The 17,637-nt window shown below is 65.3% G+C and carries 14 protein-coding genes and 1 pseudogene; 5 read left to right on the top strand and 10 right to left on the bottom strand.

What is annotated here, in order from left to right; genetic code table 11:
• The first annotated feature begins 74 nt into the window (after positions 1–74).
• Positions 75–329: a hypothetical protein gene (locus NDI89_RS06720; protein WP_277520749.1), complete on the top strand. Its 255-nt coding sequence runs from the start codon at positions 75–77 to the stop codon at positions 327–329.
• 120 nt (positions 330–449) lie between these two features.
• Here NDI89_RS06720 and NDI89_RS06715 read toward each other — a convergent pair.
• The 4 genes and pseudogenes from NDI89_RS06715 to NDI89_RS06700 form a co-directional block, all read right to left on the bottom strand.
• Positions 450–689: pseudogene (locus NDI89_RS06715) on the bottom strand (IS5/IS1182 family transposase); the annotation flags it as partial.
• A gap of 55 nt (positions 690–744) precedes the next feature.
• Positions 745–1,635, bottom strand: a complete 891-nt coding sequence (locus NDI89_RS06710) for an NAD-dependent epimerase/dehydratase family protein (RefSeq protein ID WP_277520748.1) — start codon at positions 1,633–1,635, stop codon at positions 745–747.
• Positions 1,636–1,702: 67 nt separating this feature from the next.
• Positions 1,703–2,632 (bottom strand): sulfide-dependent adenosine diphosphate thiazole synthase, encoded by a 930-nt coding sequence (locus NDI89_RS06705; protein WP_277520747.1) that lies wholly within the window; start codon positions 2,630–2,632, stop codon positions 1,703–1,705.
• A 163-nt stretch (positions 2,633–2,795) separates the two neighbouring features.
• The gene (locus tag NDI89_RS06700; protein WP_277521303.1) at positions 2,796–4,262 is read right to left on the bottom strand and encodes an MATE family efflux transporter; all 1,467 of its coding nucleotides are present in this window, start codon (positions 4,260–4,262) and stop codon (positions 2,796–2,798) included.
• Between the two features lie 267 nt (positions 4,263–4,529).
• On the opposite strand from NDI89_RS06700, the gene NDI89_RS06695 reads away from it, so the two are divergent.
• Together NDI89_RS06695 and NDI89_RS06690 are read left to right on the top strand one after the other, a co-directional pair.
• Positions 4,530–5,876: an acyl-CoA thioester hydrolase/BAAT C-terminal domain-containing protein gene (locus NDI89_RS06695; RefSeq protein ID WP_277520746.1), complete on the top strand. Its 1,347-nt coding sequence runs from the start codon at positions 4,530–4,532 to the stop codon at positions 5,874–5,876.
• A gap of 170 nt (positions 5,877–6,046) precedes the next feature.
• Entirely contained in the window at positions 6,047–8,527 is a 2,481-nt protein-coding gene (locus NDI89_RS06690) for a DNA topoisomerase I (RefSeq protein WP_277520745.1), read from the top strand.
• A 2-nt stretch (positions 8,528–8,529) separates the two neighbouring features.
• On the opposite strand, the gene NDI89_RS06685 is transcribed toward NDI89_RS06690, so the two are convergent.
• Both NDI89_RS06685 and NDI89_RS06680 read right to left on the bottom strand, forming a co-directional pair.
• Positions 8,530–9,921: an APC family permease gene (locus NDI89_RS06685; RefSeq protein WP_277520744.1), complete on the bottom strand. Its 1,392-nt coding sequence runs from the start codon at positions 9,919–9,921 to the stop codon at positions 8,530–8,532.
• A complete protein-coding gene (locus NDI89_RS06680; RefSeq protein ID WP_277520743.1) occupies positions 9,918–11,501 on the bottom strand; it encodes an ABC transporter substrate-binding protein in 1,584 nt (527 codons plus the stop codon). The genes NDI89_RS06685 and NDI89_RS06680 overlap by 4 nt, the downstream gene beginning before the upstream one ends.
• Positions 11,502–11,704: 203 nt before the next feature.
• On the opposite strand from NDI89_RS06680, the gene NDI89_RS06675 reads away from it, so the two are divergent.
• On the top strand, positions 11,705–12,340 hold the full coding sequence (locus tag NDI89_RS06675) for a class I SAM-dependent methyltransferase (protein ID WP_277520742.1): 636 nt from the start codon (positions 11,705–11,707) through the stop codon (positions 12,338–12,340).
• A 147-nt stretch (positions 12,341–12,487) separates the two neighbouring features.
• Complete coding sequence (locus NDI89_RS06670; protein WP_277520741.1) at positions 12,488–13,168, top strand: LysE family translocator; 681 nt, start codon at positions 12,488–12,490, stop codon at positions 13,166–13,168.
• Between the two features lie 66 nt (positions 13,169–13,234).
• Here the strand turns inward: NDI89_RS06670 and NDI89_RS06665 are convergent, their stop codons facing one another.
• The 4 genes from NDI89_RS06665 to NDI89_RS06650 form a co-directional block, all read right to left on the bottom strand.
• On the bottom strand, positions 13,235–13,762 hold the full coding sequence (locus NDI89_RS06665) for an FHA domain-containing protein (RefSeq protein ID WP_277520740.1): 528 nt from the start codon (positions 13,760–13,762) through the stop codon (positions 13,235–13,237).
• 196 nt (positions 13,763–13,958) lie between these two features.
• Positions 13,959–14,633 (bottom strand): HD domain-containing protein, encoded by a 675-nt coding sequence (locus tag NDI89_RS06660; protein WP_277520739.1) that lies wholly within the window; start codon positions 14,631–14,633, stop codon positions 13,959–13,961.
• A gap of 157 nt (positions 14,634–14,790) precedes the next feature.
• Positions 14,791–15,132, bottom strand: coding sequence for a hypothetical protein (locus NDI89_RS06655; RefSeq protein WP_277520738.1), 342 nt, complete (start codon positions 15,130–15,132; stop codon positions 14,791–14,793).
• The gene (locus NDI89_RS06650; protein WP_277520736.1) at positions 15,129–17,477 is read right to left on the bottom strand and encodes a penicillin acylase family protein; all 2,349 of its coding nucleotides are present in this window, start codon (positions 17,475–17,477) and stop codon (positions 15,129–15,131) included. The genes NDI89_RS06655 and NDI89_RS06650 overlap by 4 nt, the downstream gene beginning before the upstream one ends.
• Positions 17,478–17,637 lie beyond the last annotated feature (160 nt).

Genomic DNA, 17,637 nt, shown 5'->3' with positions numbered 1-17,637 from the left:
ACACTCATTGGCACCATCTAGTATATTTTTATAGTTCTCGAAATATATTTCCACTTATATACTAGTGTATTAATATGGGGGAAGAGGACACTAACGGAAAGGAAGAATCGAGCGAGAGTGCTATAGGGGCTTTTCTATTCATTGCAACAGGGGGAATTACAGGAGGTGCTGTTGCTTATGCAGTCATGACAATTGTAGATATATTTATTTCAGTTTATGAACCGAATCTAATTTATTCACTAGCAGAAGCAGGTATTGCAATCTCATTAACAATATTCTACATGCAAATTTTCCAGTATTCCTATTTGTATATTATAGATTGGTTTTAAATTAATATCCAAAATAATTTCTAATTCTCTACATATTGTGTTGTGGTAATTCGAGAAAGTATAGCACATGGTGATTGCTTGGGGCCAGGATAAGACTAGGAGTTCCGACCACTAGCACCCCGAGACAACTGTCTCAGACAACGCTCTCTGGCCGTAGAATGTCTCATCGATCCGCGCATTATCTGCGTGATCGATAGGACGGAACTCACGATGCTTGATCAGATGTCTTACGTCCTCTTCCCGCAGTTTCTCACGTAACTGCTGCCAATTTTCGCCGTTGTCCGCAGCGAGGCTGTGCTACTCGCCCGCCTTACGGCGGGCGAGTTGCCAGCCGAGGTGGCTGTTGTGACGTTTCTCGGTCCCCACCGGATCCCTCGAGCCGATCCTCAATTAACGAAATCCGGGCGGCCGGCGGTTACTTCGACAAAAAGGCGGGCCCCGCGAGCGCTTCGTCCTCGGCCTCGTGCCAGGAGTGTGCGGGCTCCCACCCAAGTTCCGCGCGGGCTTTCGCCGTCGAGAACGCCGACTCGTCCCCCTCGAGGTCGCACTCGTCGGGCAGGTCGCCGAAGACGGCCTCGATGACCTCGGTAGTCGGACGGTCGAGATAGTTCTCCTCGGCCACCGCTAGGTACGGCTCGTGGCCGTCGATGTCGGCCTCGAGCGCGGCGTCGACGATCGATACGACATCGCGGACGTCGACGTACGACCAGAAGTTACCGCTCCGGGCTGCCGTCTCAGGGTCGAACGACGCTCGTTCGTCCGCGACGGGGTACGCGCCCGGGTACTGGATCCACGAAGGGCGAATCGAGGCGACCGAGATACCGTGCTGCCGGACCGTCTTCGCGGCGATCTCTTCGCCGACGAGCTTGGAGGTGCCGTAGCCGTCTTCCGGCCGCATCGGGTGGGTCTCGTCGATCGGCAGGTAATCGGGAAGGAACGGCTCCGCGGCGAAGGGCATTCCATAGAGGCTCTCGCTCGAGGCCCAGACGACGTCCGCGCCCGCTCGCCCGGCGGCCTCGAAGACGTTGTAGGCGGTCGTGACGTTCGTCAGAAACGTTTCGGTCCCGGTCGCGATGCCCAGCTTCGGGATCCCGGCGAAGTGGATCACCGCGTCCGGATCGTGGTCGGTGATCGCTTCCCAGGCCCGCCCCTGTTCGGTCAGGTCGGTCGCGAGAAAGGTGGCATTGTCGCGCTCGCCCGCCGGGCGCTCGAGGTCGAGGCCCAGCACGTCGTGGCCCTCGCTGGCGAAGTGATCGACCACCCAGCTCCCCGCACCGCCGGTCGCACCGGTGACGACGAGATTCATACCCGAGCGGTGCCACCGGGGCGCGAAAACGCTATGGGTTTCGGCGAGTCGACGGACCGATGGCCGATCAGTCGTCGGCCGGCGCGGCCCGCGAGGTCAACTCGACGGGCTCGGCGTCGACCTCGAGTTCGTCGAGGGCGACCTGAGCGGCGCGCTTGCCGGAGACGAGCATGGCACCGAAGGTGGGGCCCATGCGCGGCAGGCCGTAGGTGGTGGCGGTCGCCATCCCGGTCGCGATGAGGCCGTCGTGGACGAGACCGGTGTGTTCGACGACGGCGTCCTCGCTCTTGCCGACCCACATGGAGTCGTGGCCGGGCGAGTCGTGGCCGGGTGCGCCGTACGTATCGGCATCGGTCTGGTCCATACCGGTCGCGTTCTCCTCGGCGTCGGCAATACCCGGTGCGTCGAGGACGCCGCGCTCGTCGAGCTTCTTGACCGCCATCGCGTCGTGGCCGGTCGCGTCGATGACCAGATCCGCCTCGACGGCGATCGGGTCGACGCAGGTGATCTCGCGGGGCAGCGCGTGGACCGGCGTCCAGTTCATGACGATGCCGCCGACGCGGTGGTCCTCGCGGATGACGATGTCCGTGAACTCGGTCATGTTCTGCATCTTCGCGCCCGCGTCGCAGGCGGCCTTGATGAGGCCTGAACAGGCCTCGGGCCCGTTCGCGACGTAGAGTCCCTCGCTGTCCTGGGACTGTTTGTAGTCCACCTCGAGTTCGTCGAGGACCTGCTGGGCGGGGTCGCGAACCGTGACCTTGTTCATCAGGAAGCCACCGAGCCAGAAGCCGCCCCCGAGGTAGTTGTTCTTCTCGACGACCATCACTTTCACACCGCGCTCGGAGAGTTCCTTCGCGGCCGTCAGTCCCGAGGGCCCACCGCCTACGATGATGACGTCCGAGTCCGAGAAGTCCATGAACTCCTCGGTCCACTCCTGTCCGATCGCACGGGTCACGTCCGCTTCGCCGACCTGACTGAACTGCTCGAATTCGCTCATACAACTAGGTGGTATTACTGAGTAGTGTTAAGTCTATCGTCGCCGATATCGGAGATGTAATCAACTTTCATTGGGTTCTCGCGGAGAAATAGGTTTGAAAAGAGAAACGACGGGCCGTCGTCGGTGACTCGAGGTGTCGCCGTCCGGCGCCCGACTCGAGGCCTCAGTCGTCGACGAAATCCGTCTCGCTCTCGGTGCCGGACGCCGGCCCTGCTCGCGCACCGTCACCGTCGCCGGGAGTCTCCCCTCTCCCCTCGTCGATGACGCCCTCCGTCCAGGTTCCGAGGCGGAACCAGCTGACGGCGACGACGAAGGCCGCGATCATGCCGACCGCGAAGGCCCACCAGATTCCCTCGATGCCCCACTCGAGGGCGGCGACCGTCACGCCGGTACCGGGAATCGTCACGGACCACGAGAAGGCGAGGACGACGACGAGCGGGATCCGGAAGACCCACCGCGAGAGGATGGAGAGGACCATCGCCTCGCGGGTGTTTCCGGCTCCGCGGAACGCTCCCTGAATGACCATCACGCCGGCGAACAGCGCCCAGAAGGGGGCAGTAATCCGGAGGAAGACGATGCCCTCGGTAACGACGGCGGGATCAGTGACGAATATCCGCATGGCCCCTGCGGGGAACGCGAACAGGACGGCCGCGACGGCGAAGATGAACACCATCGTTGCCGCGGTGGCGGTTCGCGCGACCGCGGCGGCCCGCTCGGGCGTCTTTGCGCCGAGGTTCTGCCCGACGCCGGTCGCGGTCGCCTGCCCGACGGCCCCCGCGACGGCCCAGGTTACCGACATGAGCCGGATGCCGATCCCGTACGCCGCGGTGGGTGCGGCCCCGAAGCGGGCGACGAATCCGGCCATCGCTACTGCCGCGAAGCTCCGGGCCCAGCCGTCGAACGTGGCCGGATACCCGACGTCGACCAGTCGCTTCAGGAGCTCGAGGTCCGGCTTGAGATCACCGGGTCGGAGCCGAACGCCGAACCCGCCGTCTAACAGGATGGCGATCCCCGCGGCGGTCGCGAGCCCGCGGGAGAAAAACGTCGCGATGGCCGCTCCTCGCGTCCCCATCGCGGGAAACGGCCCCCAGCCGAGGACGAGGAACGGATCGAATACGACGTTCAGTCCCGCCGAAACGAACACGAGCCACATCGCCGTCTTCGTGTCGCCCGCGCCCTGCAGCGAGGCCCGAAAGGCGAAGAAGAGGAAGGTAAAGGGCAAGGCGAGGAAGATGACCTCGATGTAGGCGAGCGCCTCGACGAACACTTGTCCGCGAGCACCGATCAGGGTGAGCAGCGGTCGCCGGGCGGCGTAGCCGAGGACGGCGAGGACGCTCGAGACGGACAGCGTCAGCAGGATCGTCTGGGCGACGACGCGATCGGCGGTTCGATCGTCGCCCGCGCCGACGTACTGGGAGACCAGCGCGATGGTGGCGGCGGTGATTCCCATCGCGGTCGAAACGAACAGCCACGAGAGCGGGAACATCAGCGAGACGGCGGCGACGGCGTCGCTGCTCACGCGGCCGACCCAGAACATATCGGCGAGGTTGTAGACGGTCTGGAGGAGGTTCCCCAGAACGAGCGGCCACGCGAGGTGGAGGAGCTTGGGGGAAATCGCCCCCGTCGTCATGTCGACGCGCGAGCGATCCTGATCCGTCGTTGTCACGAAAGGCTCTCATCGGAGCCTCGCCGGGGCGTGGTAAAAGGCCTCGGCTCACGGGCGCGGGTTGCCGGCTCGTGATCACGGGTCTCGATGGAAATATCGAGCTGCATGCCTGAAGCGATTATCCGTCGACTTCACCCCGTAATAGGTGTAATAATACGTATTTCAGCCATGTTACGAAGATCAATGCACAAATATTATGGCCTGTATACTTCATAATAGATTCTGTGAAAAATGTCAAACAGAAACTATGCGGGGGCGAAAATATCCCGGAGACGCGCTCTCGAGGCGCTCGGGACCGGCATTACAGCATCGGTCGGCGGCTGCATGGAGACCGTGCAGACCGACGATCCCGAGCTGACGTTCCACCATCCCGATAGCGTCCCGATCGACGAGTCGTTCACTCTCGAGATCGAGGGACTCCCGACGGGGACCGTCGAAATCGCTGCGACAGCTGAGGACCGCCGCAGTGTATCCTGGTCTGCGAGTGTGACCTACGAGGTAACCGATGGGACGATCGACCTCGACGCCGACGCCCCGACTGCGGGCGATTACGACGTGGCCGATACCATGCGGTTGATCCAGCGCATGGAACCAGCAAACGGCGGTTCCAGCATATACGTTTCTCCATCGGAAGAACAGCTCTCGGTGGAGGTGATCGCCGACGGGGACGTCGTCGGTTCGACCACGATCACGCGTCCCTTCAGTAGCCCCTACGTTAGCTCGAGCGTCGTCGACGACGGCCGACTCGCCGGACGAGTCTTCAAACCGACGGGGACGGACCCCACACCCGCCGTCGTCGTGTTGCACGGATCCGGCGGCGAACCCTGGCTCGGGATGGCACAGTTGCTCGCGGCGAACGGGTTCGTCGCCCTCGCGCTCCAGTATTTCGGCACCGAGGGAGTGCCGGAGGAACTCGTCGAGGTCCCGGCCGAAATCGTCGACGAGGCGGCGACGTGGCTCCTCGAGCGCGATCGAGTCACCGGCTCGCGTGTCGGTCTCATCGGCTCGTCGAGAGGCGGGGAACTCGCGTTGCTGGCGGGGAGCCAGTTCGATTCGATCGGCGCCGTCGTCGGCATCAGCGCGAGCGGCGTCGCCTGGCAAGGGTATTCGGAGACGGACTCCGCCCCCAGATCCACCTGGACGCTCGACGGGGAGCCAGTTTCGTACGTCCCGCAAGTCGACGATCCGTCCGTCTGGGATCAACAGCGCCCTTACGAACACGAACCCGGGTTCGCGGCATCGCTCGAAGCCGCATCCGAGGATCGAATCGACGAGGCGACGATTCCCGTCGAGAAAACCGACGCCCCCGTGTTGCTCGTTTCCGGGGGAGACGACAGGCTGTGGAACGCCGCCGAACTGTCGTCACTAGCGATCGATCGCCTCGAGGCACGCGATTTCGAACACGAGTACGACCATCTGATCTTCGAAGATGCGGGCCACGCGATTCACTACCCCTACGTCCCGACCGCCAATCGGGCGGAATCAGAGCAGTACGTGATGGGCGGAACGCCGGCAGGGTACGCGGAGGCCGACGCCGAGTACTGGCCGCGGGCGCTCGAGACGCTGCGGCAGTCGTAGCACTCACGGACGAACACGCGCGTCGCCTGCGCGAGCCCGCGACCGCACGCACACCCGCGCTGTCGGTCGGTTTTGGCGAAAGCGTTATCAAACGCTCAATCGTAACGAGCCACGATGACCGACACTCGTCCGCTGCCACCGGCAGCACTCGCTCGAGGGGGTGAGCCGCGGTGGAGCTGATAATCACGGAGAAGGACAACGCGGCCCGCCGGATCGCCGACATCCTGAGCGGCGGGACCTACGACTCGAGTCGCGAAAACGGAGTCAACGTCTACGAGTGGGGCGGCAAGCGCTGCGTGGGGCTGTCGGGCCACGTCGTGGGCGTGGACTTCCCCTCGGAGTACTCCGACTGGCGGGACGTCGAACCGGTCGAGTTGATCGACGCGAGCGTCGAGAAGACGGCGACGAAGGAGAACATCGTCGCGACGCTGCGTTTGCTGTCCCGGCGCGCCCAGCGCGTGACGATCGCGACGGACTACGACCGCGAGGGGGAACTGATCGGGAAGGAAGCGTACGACATCGTCCGGAACGTCGACGAGGACGTGCCGATCCGTCGCGTTCGGTTCTCCTCGATCACGGAAAACGAGGTCCAGAGCGCCTTCGACGAACCAGACGAGCTCGACTTCGATCTGGCCGCCGCCGGCGAGGCGCGCCAGATCATCGACCTCATCTGGGGGGCCGCGCTCACGCGATTCCTCTCGCTGTCGGCCGGCCAGCTGGGCAACGATTTCATCTCCGTCGGCCGGGTGCAGTCGCCGACGCTGAAGCTGATCGTCGACCGAGAACGCGAGATCGAGGCGTTCGATCCGGAGGACTACTGGGAACTCTTTGCGAATCTGCAAAAAGACGAGACGAGCTTCGAGGCCCAGTACTTCTACCGCGACGAGGACGACAACGAGGCCGAACGCGTCTGGGACGAAGCCACCGCCGACGAGGTCTACGAGACCCTCGCGGATCGCGACGCCGCGACCGTCGTGGACGTCAACCGGCGAACCCGCACCGACTCGCCCCCGACGCCGTTCAACACGACCCAGTTCATCCGCGCGGCGAGCGCGATCGGCTACTCGGCCAAGCGGGCGATGTCGATCGCCGAGGACCTCTACACCGCCGGCTACATGACCTACCCGCGGACGGACAACACCGTCTACCCCGACGACCTCGACCCCGAGGAACTCCTCGGCGAGTTCGTCGACCATCCGACGCTGGGCGACTCCGCCGAGTCGCTGCTCGAGGCCGACGAGATCGTCCCGACGGAGGGCGACGAGGAGACGACCGACCACCCGCCGATTCACCCGACGGGCGAGATCCCCTCCCGCGGCGATATCAGCGACGACGAGTGGGAGATCTACGAACTCGTCGTGCGCCGGTTCTACGCGACGGTCGCCGACGCCGCGGTCTGGGAACACCTCAAGGTCGTCGCCGAGGTCGACGACTACCGGCTCAAATCCAACGGCAAGCGCCTCGTCGAGGCCGGCTACCACGACGTCTACCCCTACTTCTCCACGACGGAGAACTACGTGCCGGACGTCGACGAGGGCGAGGAACTCGCCCTCTCCGACGTCGAACTCGAGGCCAAGGAGACACAGCCGCCCCGCCGGTACGGCCAGTCGCGGCTCATCGAGACCATGGAGGACCTGGGGATCGGGACGAAGTCGACCCGCCACGACATCCTCGAGAAGCTCTACGATCGGGGCTACGTCGAGAGCGATCCCCCGCGTCCGACGCGGCTGGCCATGGCCGTCGTCGAGGCCGCCGAGGACTACGCCGATCGGATCGTCAGCGAGGAGATGACGGCCCAGCTCGAGGCCGACATGGACGCCATCGCGAGCGGCGAGGCGACGCTGGACGACGTGACCGACGACTCCCGCGAGATGCTCGAGGATATCTTCGCGAACCTCGGCGACTCCCGGGACGAGATCGGCGATCACCTCCGCAAGTCGCTCAAGGACGACAAGCGACTCGGCCCCTGTCCCGAGTGCGGCGAGGACCTGCTCGTGCGCCGGAGCCGCCACGGCTCGTACTTCATCGGCTGTGACGGCTACCCCGACTGCGAGAACACCCTGCCGCTGCCCTCGACCGGCAAGCCGCTCATCCTCGAGGAGGAGTGCGAGGACCACGGCCTCAACGAGGTCAAGATGCTCGCGGGTCGGCAGACGTTCGTCCACGGCTGCCCGCTCTGTAAGGCCGAAGACGCCGGCGAGGGGCCGGTGCTGGGCGAGTGTCCGGACTGTGGAGACGAGCACGGCGGCGAACTGGCCGTCAAGACCCTCCAGAGCGGGTCGCGACTCGTCGGCTGTACGCGCTACCCGGACTGCGAGTACTCGCTGCCCCTGCCCCGACGGGGCGATATCGAGGTCACCGACGAGCACTGCGAGGAACACGAGCTCCCCGAGATCGTCGTCCACAGCGGCGACGAACCCTGGGAACTGGGCTGCCCGATCTGTAACTATCAGGAGTTCCAGGCCCGCGAGAGCGAGACGGGCTCCGATCTCGAGGCGCTCGAGGGCGTCGGTGCGAAGACCGTCGAGAAGCTCGCCGACGCGGGGATCGAAGATCTCGACGACCTGACCGAGGCCGATCCGGACGCGATCGCGTCGGACGTCGAGGGCGTCAGCGCGGATCGGATCCGGAGCTGGCAGGCGAAGGCGTAGGCTCAGACTCGTTTTTCGACCTGCCGAATCCCCTCCGAGAGCGTCTGGCGCTTGAAGTACAGCGCTTCGATCGCGAAGACGGCGGCCGCGATGACGACGACGAGCCAGAAGACGGCCGGAAGCTGCGAGTAGAGATACCACGTCAGCATGACGAAGAAGGCGGCCGACCCGATCGCGCCGAGCAGCGGCGGGACCGGGTTGACGTCGACTCCGTCGGCATCGCGCACTCCCAACGCGAGCGCGCTCATCGCGCCGAAGACGACGATAAAGGCCAGCGAGGCGAACTCCACGACGGCCTCGAGGCTCCCGAGGACGGTGAAGGCGGCCGTCAGCACGCCGATGACGATCACGGTCCGTTTCGGGGCGGCGTCGGCGTCGGGATCGCCCATCTCGTGGGGTAAGATATCGTCGCTGATCAGGTTCTTGGCGAAGATGGCCTCGCTGAACAGCGTCGAGTTGATCGCGCTGGCCGTCGAGATGAGTCCGGCGAGCCCGACGGCCAGCGCGAGCCACTTCGAGATGAGTAGCGCGCCGTAGAGCAGCGCCGGTTCGGGCTGGGCGGCGACCACCTCTTCGGGCAACAGCGTCGTGATCACGAACCCGACGAGGACGTAGACGGCCGCCGCGATCGGGATCGAAATGAACACGCCCTTCGCGAGCGTCTCGTCGGGGTCGTCGAACTGCTCCTGATCGTAGAACAGCAGCTGCCACCCCTCGAAGGAGACGAATCCGACCGACGCGGCGATTATCGGGTTGAGCCCGAGTTCCGCGAAGCCGAGCCGTAGCTGGTAGTTCGCCGCGCCGTACCACAGGCCGATCAGGCCGAAGACGGCGATGATCCCGGCCTGGACGAACACGAGATACCGCTCGACCGCGGCCGACGAACTCGCACCGAGGAGGTTCAACCCGATGAAGATCGCGAGCACGCCGACCGAGAGGAACTGCCGGATCGGCAGCCCCCAGACGTACTCGAAGCCGAGCAGCATCTGGCCGTACATGCCGAACGCGTAGGCGTACATCGCCATCGTCCCGATGTAACCGACGATCAGGGTCCAGCCGACGACGCCGGCGGCCGTCGATCTCCCCGTGAGTTCCTCGATGTACGTGACCGAGCCGCCGTCGCTGTCGGTCGCGTCGTTGAGCTTGACGTACGAGTAGGCACAGCAGAGGACGACGACGGTCGCGAGACTGTAGGCGAACCACGTCAGGATTCCCGCGGCGGCCACGACGATGCCGATCGCCGCGTAGATGCCGCCGCCGACGATCCCGCCGACACCGAGGGCGACCGCGGTTCCGACACCGAACCCGCCGTCGTCTCCGCCCCCGTTATCTCCGCTTCCGTTCCCGTGTCCACCGGTTCCGTTCGCTCCCGCACCCTTTCCGCTTCCGCTCATGATTCCGACCCCATCGTGACGACGTCGGCACCCGCTGCGAGCCGCGGATTGACCTCCGCGATCGGATGCACGCGGAAGTTCTGCACGTCCGCATCCACGGCGAAGCTGTTTTCGAACGAGCAGATCGGCAGACACACGCGGTCCTCGAGCAGCCGCGCGATCGCGGTCTCGTAGAGCCGGCGTCGCCGCTCGCGGTCCTCGGTCTCGCGAGCCGCCGCGAGCCGCTCCATGACGGCGTCCTCGCGGTAGAAGGTGCCGTTCGTTACCCCCGCCATGTTCTCGTGGAACGTCGGATAGAGGTGCGAGTCCGGATCGGGGGTCCCGGTGATCTCGCCGACGAACACCGAGTAGTCGCGCTCGGAGCCGGTGACGGACCGCTCGAGGAACGCCGATTCCGGTTTCGAGACGACGAGCGCGCCGTGGCCGGCGTCTCTGAGTCCGCCGCCCAGCGCCTCGCCGAGCTCCTTGTGCTTCGGATCCGTCGAGGTGAGGATCCGGATCTGGCCGCGACCCGCGTCGGCCTCTCGGAACAGCTGACGGGCCCGCTCGGCGTTCTTCTCGTTCGCGAGCTCGGCCCACTCGTCGGTCGGCATGTCCCACTCGGAAGCGACCTGCGGCGGTAGCGGGCTGTACTGGCGTCGTCCCATCGGTTCGATGAACTCGGTGACGGCCGTCTCGAGATCGATGCAGTAACTGATCGCTTCCCGGACGCGGGGATCCGTTGTCGGCCCCTGGTTCAGGTTGAAGCCGAAATAGAATGACGTGTACCCCTGCCGTCGCTTCACCGACGCGTTCGAGACGTCGCTGACGTGATCGACGATCATCGGAGAAACCGGCTCGATCGCGTCGTTGCGGTCGGTTCGGAGGCTCGTCAGCTGCGTCATCGGGAACTCGACGTAGGCCATGGTGAACCGATCGATCGCGGGGGCCGGCTCACCCCAGTAGTCGTCCCACCGACGGAGCGTGGCTTTCGTTTCCGGGCTGAACGACGCCACTTCGAACGGACCGGCCCCGATCGGTTCCGTAGCGAACGCCTCCCGATCGTCTTCCCGCTCCTGCCTGGGAACGATCGGGTGCGTGAGGACGTGGTCGAAGGCCGGATACGGTTCCTCGAGCGCGAATCGGACGGTGTATTCGTCGACGGCTTCGACCGACTCGATCGGACTGACTCGCCACGCCGTCGGCGCGTCCTCCTCGAGGGGTGCGGTAAACGAGTAGACGACGTCCTCGGCGACCACGTCCCTGCCGTTGTGGAACCGCGCTCGCTCCTCGAGTTCGACGATGGCCGTCCGGCGGTCGTCCCCGTATCGGGGCTCACCGGTCGCGATCTTGGGCACGGTGTCGGTCCCGTCGCCGTACGCGTAGAGCCCGTCGAAGAGCCGCCCGATCGCCTGTTCGGAGCCGATCGATGCCGCGACGATCGGGTCGAGCGTGACCGGCGGGCGGAGCGTTCCGACGCGGAACGTCGCCCCGGAATCCGACCCGAGCGTCGACGAACAGCCCGCGAGCGCCACACCGCCTGCAGTGCCGAGGGCGGCGAGCACGTTTCGACGCGTCGTCTCGGGGTATCGCCCGGTCATCCGTCCCTCTCGTCACCTCTACTTGCAGCGATCGCCTGTCGTCTCATACTCTCACTCCCAGTTAGAATTCCGCGTCTGCTCGGGAACGGGTCGTAGCGGGTAGGTGACGAACGCGGTTGTGCGGTCGGCCTGCACCTGATGGGGATCCGCTCGCGACGCCGCGAGGGACACGAGTTAAGCCGCTTCCGCTCGTCGTCACCCCCGTGAGCGACGACCGCGACCGATGGAACGAACGATACAGACGGGACGCGTTCGACCCCGCGGACGATCCGATACCCGAACTCGAGCGCCGCATCGCGACGCTTCCCGATGGTCGCGCGCTCGACGTCGCGACCGGAACCGGCCGCAACGCGCTGTTTCTGGCCGAACAGGGGTACGACGTGGACGCAGTGGATATCTCCGAGGCCGGACTCGAACGCGCCCGCGATCGGGCCGCCGACCGGGGCGTCGACGTCGACTGGATCCGCGCCGATCTGGCCGAGTTCGACCCCGGCCGTGAGCGCTACGACGTGATCACCGTGAGCTTCTTCGCCGCCCTCGAGCACCTGCCGGACCTCAAGGAGGCGCTCGCCCCCGGCGGCGTGCTCGTCTCCGAACACCACCTCCGCTCGAGCGATCCTGTCGCCGGTCCCTCGACGGATCGCTACCGCTACCGGTCGAACGATCTGCTCCGGGCGTGTCTGGATCTGACGATCCTCTCCTACGAGGAGCGACGGCGGCCGGTCGGCGGCAGTGGGGGCGACGAGACTGGGGACGGCGCTGTCGCAGTCGCGACGCTCGTCGCGCGGCGCTCGAGCGGTGGCACGCAGTCGTATCCGGTCGAAGGAACCCGTGACTAGGCGGTGAGACGCGTCGATCGGTCGGATCCGGTCGGCCGATCGGTCCCACACCCGGAGGCCGGGTGGGCAGACCGGTACTGAACGAGTACGATTCGGCCGAACTCACCGTCTTTTTCACGGCAGCGCGCCTCTTTCGGATCAGAATTCATGGCTTCCCTTCCGATTACAGCACTGGCCGGCGTGATCTTCGGGCTCGCGCTCGCGGCTCCCCCGGGACCGATGAACGCGATTATCGCCGAGGAGAGCGTCGTCAGCGGGTGGACGGCCGGATTCCGGGCCGGACTCGGTGCGATGCTCGCGGACGCGATCTTCTTCGTCCTCACGCTCGCCGGTATCGTCGCCGTACTCGACCGCGCCCCGATCGTCCGTCCCGTGCTCTATCTCGCCGGCGGGTGTCTGATGCTGTACTTCGCCCTCGGTGCGGTTCGAGAGGCCAGGGCCGCCACGTCGTTTACCGAGACCGGCCGTACCGCTGCGACGGGATTTCGGAAGACGCTCGTCCTCTCCCTGACCAACCCCTACCAGATCGGCTTCTGGCTCACCGTCGGCGTCGGCCTGCTCGAGCCGGGGACCCTCGACGTGCTCGCCTACGCGCCGGCGATCGGGGAGGCGCTCGCGGGAACCCTGATCGTCCAGACCGGCTCTCCGGCGTTGTTGCTGGGTTTCTTCGGAGGGATCGCCGTCTGGATCGTGGCCTATCCGGCGGCGCTGGTCGCAGCGGGGCGGCGCGTGGACGCGTTCGCCCCCGCGGTCGCCGCGCTGAGCGCCGTCGTCCTCGTCGGGTTCGGCGCGCTCTTTCTCGTCCTGGGCACGCTTCGGCTCACCTGACTGGGCCCGGTCGACTGGCGTCCGTTCCGCCGGTCGTTTCCTCGCGGCCCCTCGAATCGAAATCGGCTAACACCTGAGCATCTCGAAGGGGCTGTCCTCGGAGCCCGCGGTATCGCCGTCGTCCTCGGCCGACCGATCGTCGGACCGGGGCGGTTCTTCGGCACCGAGTCCCGTCCTCACGTCCTCGAGCATGGGGAGCCGGAGGGAGAATCCGCTGACCGTGTCGAACGATCCGATGGGGTTCGTGAGGAAGTCGAAGATCCCGTCAGCACCGTACTGTACGCCGGCAGCGACCTCGACGATCGAGGTCCCGTTGGTCGACCCGACGAGCTCAGCGCCGACTGAGCCGCCGGAGCCGGTCAGTATCGAGGCGTGCAGTCGGATCCAGATGTTGGTGCTGTTCGACGATCCGACGGTGAACGACGTTCCCGTCCCCGTGAGACACGTCGATACGGGCTGGCCGTTCGAATCGCCAGCGGTCTGAACGCTGGGTGCGGACTGCTGGGCGATCGTCGCGGCCGGCGCGACGGCGAGGAGAGCGATACAGCACAGCATCGCGACTGCGATGGCGATCGGCGGACGGGAGGCACCCATACGCCTCCTCGAGTCCAGATCGATATGAACGCACTGGCCGGTCCGATCGCGATGACGGCTATCGGGAGGACGGATGGCGCGCGACCGGCAGAATCGGTGACAGCAGTTCGATCGAATCGGCCGGCCCCTCTCGGAGCGGCCGCTCGGAATTACTTCCGTCCGGGGGGCCGCAGTCGGATCGTCCGGCCGTCGGTGCTCACTCGCCCAGCGCGGCGATCTCGTCCTCGAGCCACTCGCTGAACCACTTGACGCGTTTCAGGCGCTGGTGGGCGATGCTCTCGGCGGTGTCGCTCTGCACGCGCGAGGCGGCGTCGTAGCCGCGTTCGAGGACGCGCTCGACCATCTCGTCGCAGTCCATGTGCGTACGGGCCTCATAGCCCATCCGCAACAGCATCAGCGCGGTGCCGTTCGCGCCGACCTTGTCGAGCAGATCGGCCTCGATGAGACACTGTGTCTCGAGCGCGAGGTCGGTCAGATCGCCCTGATAGGAGTGGTGTTCGATGGCGCGACACACCTGCTGAATGAACGACTCGGGGTAGTCGGCGCGGGACTCGAGGTACTCGCGGGCGACGCGAGCGCCGGCTTCGGCGTGGAGTTCCTGATCGGTCTCGAGTTTGGCGACGTCGTGGAAGAGGGCGGCGACGCGGGTGACGTCAATGTCCGCGCCTTCCTCCTCGGCGATATCGGTCGCGATGTCGACGACGTTGAGGATGTGGTTGTGCCGGTACTCCGCGGAGTGCCAGGGATACCACCGCATGCGGCCGCCTTCCTCTTCCTTCTCGACGCTGGCCGCGAGATACTCGAAGACGAACCCTTTCATCTCCTCGAACTCGGCGTCGCTCACTCGGGTTTCTTTTATTTCAACGCCCACGATAGATCCCTCCGCAATAGACGAACGATAGTCATTAACGGAATGTTCGGTCGTTTCGTTCTTTAGCCTTTGGTTCGGTACGGTTTCGCTGAGAGGGAATCGTACTGATAGTATGACATTCCGACGACTAACGGCTCGTTCGCGCGTTCTGGTGGTATCATCGGAGTCCGCGAACGAGCGATCCGAACAGTGCACACGCCGGCGGAATCACGACGCTAACGACGAGTACCTGCTCCATCGTGAGATACGTATCGAGGACGCCAGCCGTTGCGATCCACCCGCCGAAGGCGAGTGCGGACAACAGGCCGAATCCGAGTCCGGCGAGGACGCCGCGGCGAATCGACGGCTGTGGCAGCGCCACGACCGCTCCACCGGCGACGAACCCGAGCCAGTGGACCCACGCGAACGCGAGTCCGAAGACGACCCCACCGGCGACCAGTAGCCGCCGGCGGCGATCGTCAGCTCGAGTCTCGTCGAGCCACGCCCCGATCGAACTCATTCGTCGCCCTCCGTGAACCGGACGGCAGTGGTATCCGGTGTCGCGAGCGGGATCGGTTTGTACTCCCCGTCGGCCCACTGCTGTAGCTGGTCGGCATAGTGGTCGGAGAACGGAGAGCCGTCGTTGCCACCCGGGAACGCGCCCCGCGATGGGCCGCGTGACTTGTCCATCGGACAGAGCTGTCGCCAGCTACTCCCGACGTCGCTCTCCGTGCGGAAATTGTTGAGCGACGCCGCAGAGCCGTCCGTCGCATAGCGCGGATAGTTCAGCCACTCCCGGTCGAAGGGATGGTCGATCGCCGTCGTGTTGTAATCACCGAAGGTCTCCCACCCGTTCTCCTCGAGTTCCGCGGCGGTGCGGTCGAGCGCTTCGGCGATCGCAGCGCTCCGACCGTCGGGGAACCACGGCGAGTCCGGCGGGAGCGTGATGAGGACCCAGTCGTTGCCGTAGTACTCCTCGGGGTCGCGTCGACTGTCCAGTCCCTCCGCCAGTCGTGATCGGAAGACGACGTCGCGATAGTGAGGGAGAAACCGTGCGAAGACGAGTGCGGCCCGCGAGCGCCGATCCATCCGATACTCCCATCCCTCGAGATCTTCGAGTAGGTCCGCTGTCGCGCCGTCGACGGCATCCGCTCCTTCGTCTATCATCGTCGGGACGAACATCGCCGCCCGCTCGTCGTGGGTATCGCGCTGGAGATCGCGCATGAACTCCCGGGTGACCGGTCGATCGCTTTCGACGCGCCCGTCGAGTCGGTTCCAGAGCCGGATTCCTCGGAACGGCGTGGAATAGGCTTCCGCGAAGTAGTACGGGTAGTCGGCGTCGTCGATGATCCGTTGATTCGCCGTTCCGATGTAGTCGGGATCGACGACGTGGGGCATCTCCTCGTAGGGAACGAACCCGTCCCAGGTGGACTCGCCGTACGGGACGAAGCCCGGCCACTCGCCCTCCCGACTGGAGCCGTCGAACACCCGGTTTCCGGGGACGGGATCGCCGTCCGTCTGCCGGACCGGTACCTTCCCCGTGACGCGATAGAGCGTATTGCCGTCGCGGTCGGCGTACACGAAATTCTGGGTCGGAAGGTCGAATCGTCGGAGCGCGTCCCGTACGTCGGCAATCCCGTCGCTCCGCCCGAGCTCGAGGATCGCTTCGCTCGTCCGGGTGGCAGTCAACCCGACCCAGGAGACCGCGACCTGACTTCTGAGCTCGTCGCCGTCGCTTTCGGTTCCGAGGACGGGACCGTGGACGGTCTTCCGTACGGTAATCTCACGGTCGCGCCCGTCGGCGACTTCGATCATCCGGTCCTCCTCATCGAACTCCCGGAACTCGTCCCCGTAGCGGTAGCGGCCGTCCTCCGTCTCGTACTCGTAGAAGTCGATGGTATCGGCACCGGCGTTGGTGAGTCCCCACGCGCCCGATTCGTTCTCGCCGATGACGACGAAGGGGATGCCGGGGAAGGTGACCCCTCTGGTGTGCGTTTCGGGCCCCTCGAGGTGCATCTCGTACCAGACCGGCGGCGCCATCAGCGTCAGGTGCGGGTCGTTCGCCACGATCGGCGAGCCCGAACGCGTGTGATCGCCCGAGACGACCCACGAGTTCGAGCCGACGTCGGGCGGGGACTCGAACGTCGACACCCATCGTGTCAACTCGGGATCGATCCGTCGCCGGCCGGTCGATGGGGTCGTCCCCGCGTTCTCGGCCGTGTCACCGCTGTGGTCCAGAATAGTCGCGTCGTGGTCGAGTCGGTCGGGCAACAGCGTCTCGGCGGTCTCCGTCCCCATTTCGGCCGCGATCGTCTCCTTGCGCAGGGTCCGAAAGCTGCCGGTCAGTCCCCAGGCGATCTGAATCGATGCGAGTAACGTATCGACCGGTTGCCAGGGTTCGGGCCGGTACTCCAGCAGGTCGAACTCCTGTGGCAGCGGCCGATCGAGGTGTCGGTTGACGCCCGCAGCGAACGCCGCTGTGAGCCGGCCGGATTCGGTGTCCCGGACGAGATCCCAGCTGGCAGCCGCCGCGCCGGCAAAATCCATCTTCACGTGGAATCGGTCGGAGGGGAGCGCACGGTCACCGACGATGGCCGAGAGCCGGCCGCGCATCTGCCGCCGCTGGAGGTCCATCTGGAACAGGCGGTCGGCCCCCTGAGCGTAGCCGGCGGCGAAGTAGAGCGCTTCTTCCGAGTCGGCCTGGACGTGTGGGACGCCGTCGCCGTCGTATCTGAGTGTCGCGGATCCGTAGGGACTCTCCACCTGCTCCGGGAGGTCGTCTCCGACGGTATCCCAGACCGACCCACTAAACGGAGCGAAGCGATCGAGATAGCCCCGCAGTGGCGTGGCGGTCGCACCCACCATACCGCCTCCGAGAACGGCAGCGAGAACGCCGCGACGCGTCCGTTCTCGAGGGGTAAACTGTTCCCCAATTGTTCGTTTAGCATCCCGATCCATGGCACGTGGTTACGCCGTCCGGGCAAAATAGTTGTGGTTCGATAACAATACACAGTATCTGACCGAC

The sequence above is a fragment of the Natrinema salsiterrestre genome (assembly GCF_029502005.1).
In the GTDB taxonomy this organism is placed as follows: Archaea; Halobacteriota; Halobacteria; order Halobacteriales; family Natrialbaceae; genus Natrinema; species Natrinema salsiterrestre.
The sequence above is the reverse complement of the archived record's forward strand: the minus strand, read 5'-3'. Positions and strand labels throughout refer to the sequence as shown.

Coding starts and splice junctions, on each gene's coding strand:
- NDI89_RS06720 (WP_277520749.1), top strand. CDS start 75: ATGGGGGAAGAGGACACTAACGGAAAGGAAGAATCGAGCGAGAGTGCT.
- NDI89_RS06710 (WP_277520748.1), bottom strand. CDS start 1,635: ATGAATCTCGTCGTCACCGGTGCGACCGGCGGTGCGGGGAGCTGGGTG.
- NDI89_RS06705 (WP_277520747.1), bottom strand. CDS start 2,632: ATGAGCGAATTCGAGCAGTTCAGTCAGGTCGGCGAAGCGGACGTGACC.
- NDI89_RS06700 (WP_277521303.1), bottom strand. CDS start 4,262: ATGACGACGGGGGCGATTTCCCCCAAGCTCCTCCACCTCGCGTGGCCG.
- NDI89_RS06695 (WP_277520746.1), top strand. CDS start 4,530: ATGTCAAACAGAAACTATGCGGGGGCGAAAATATCCCGGAGACGCGCT.
- NDI89_RS06685 (WP_277520744.1), bottom strand. CDS start 9,921: ATGAGCGGAAGCGGAAAGGGTGCGGGAGCGAACGGAACCGGTGGACAC.
- NDI89_RS06680 (WP_277520743.1), bottom strand. CDS start 11,501: ATGACCGGGCGATACCCCGAGACGACGCGTCGAAACGTGCTCGCCGCC.
- NDI89_RS06670 (WP_277520741.1), top strand. CDS start 12,488: ATGGCTTCCCTTCCGATTACAGCACTGGCCGGCGTGATCTTCGGGCTC.
- NDI89_RS06665 (WP_277520740.1), bottom strand. CDS start 13,762: ATGGGTGCCTCCCGTCCGCCGATCGCCATCGCAGTCGCGATGCTGTGC.
- NDI89_RS06655 (WP_277520738.1), bottom strand. CDS start 15,132: ATGAGTTCGATCGGGGCGTGGCTCGACGAGACTCGAGCTGACGATCGC.
- NDI89_RS06650 (WP_277520736.1), bottom strand. CDS start 17,477: ATGGTGGGTGCGACCGCCACGCCACTGCGGGGCTATCTCGATCGCTTC.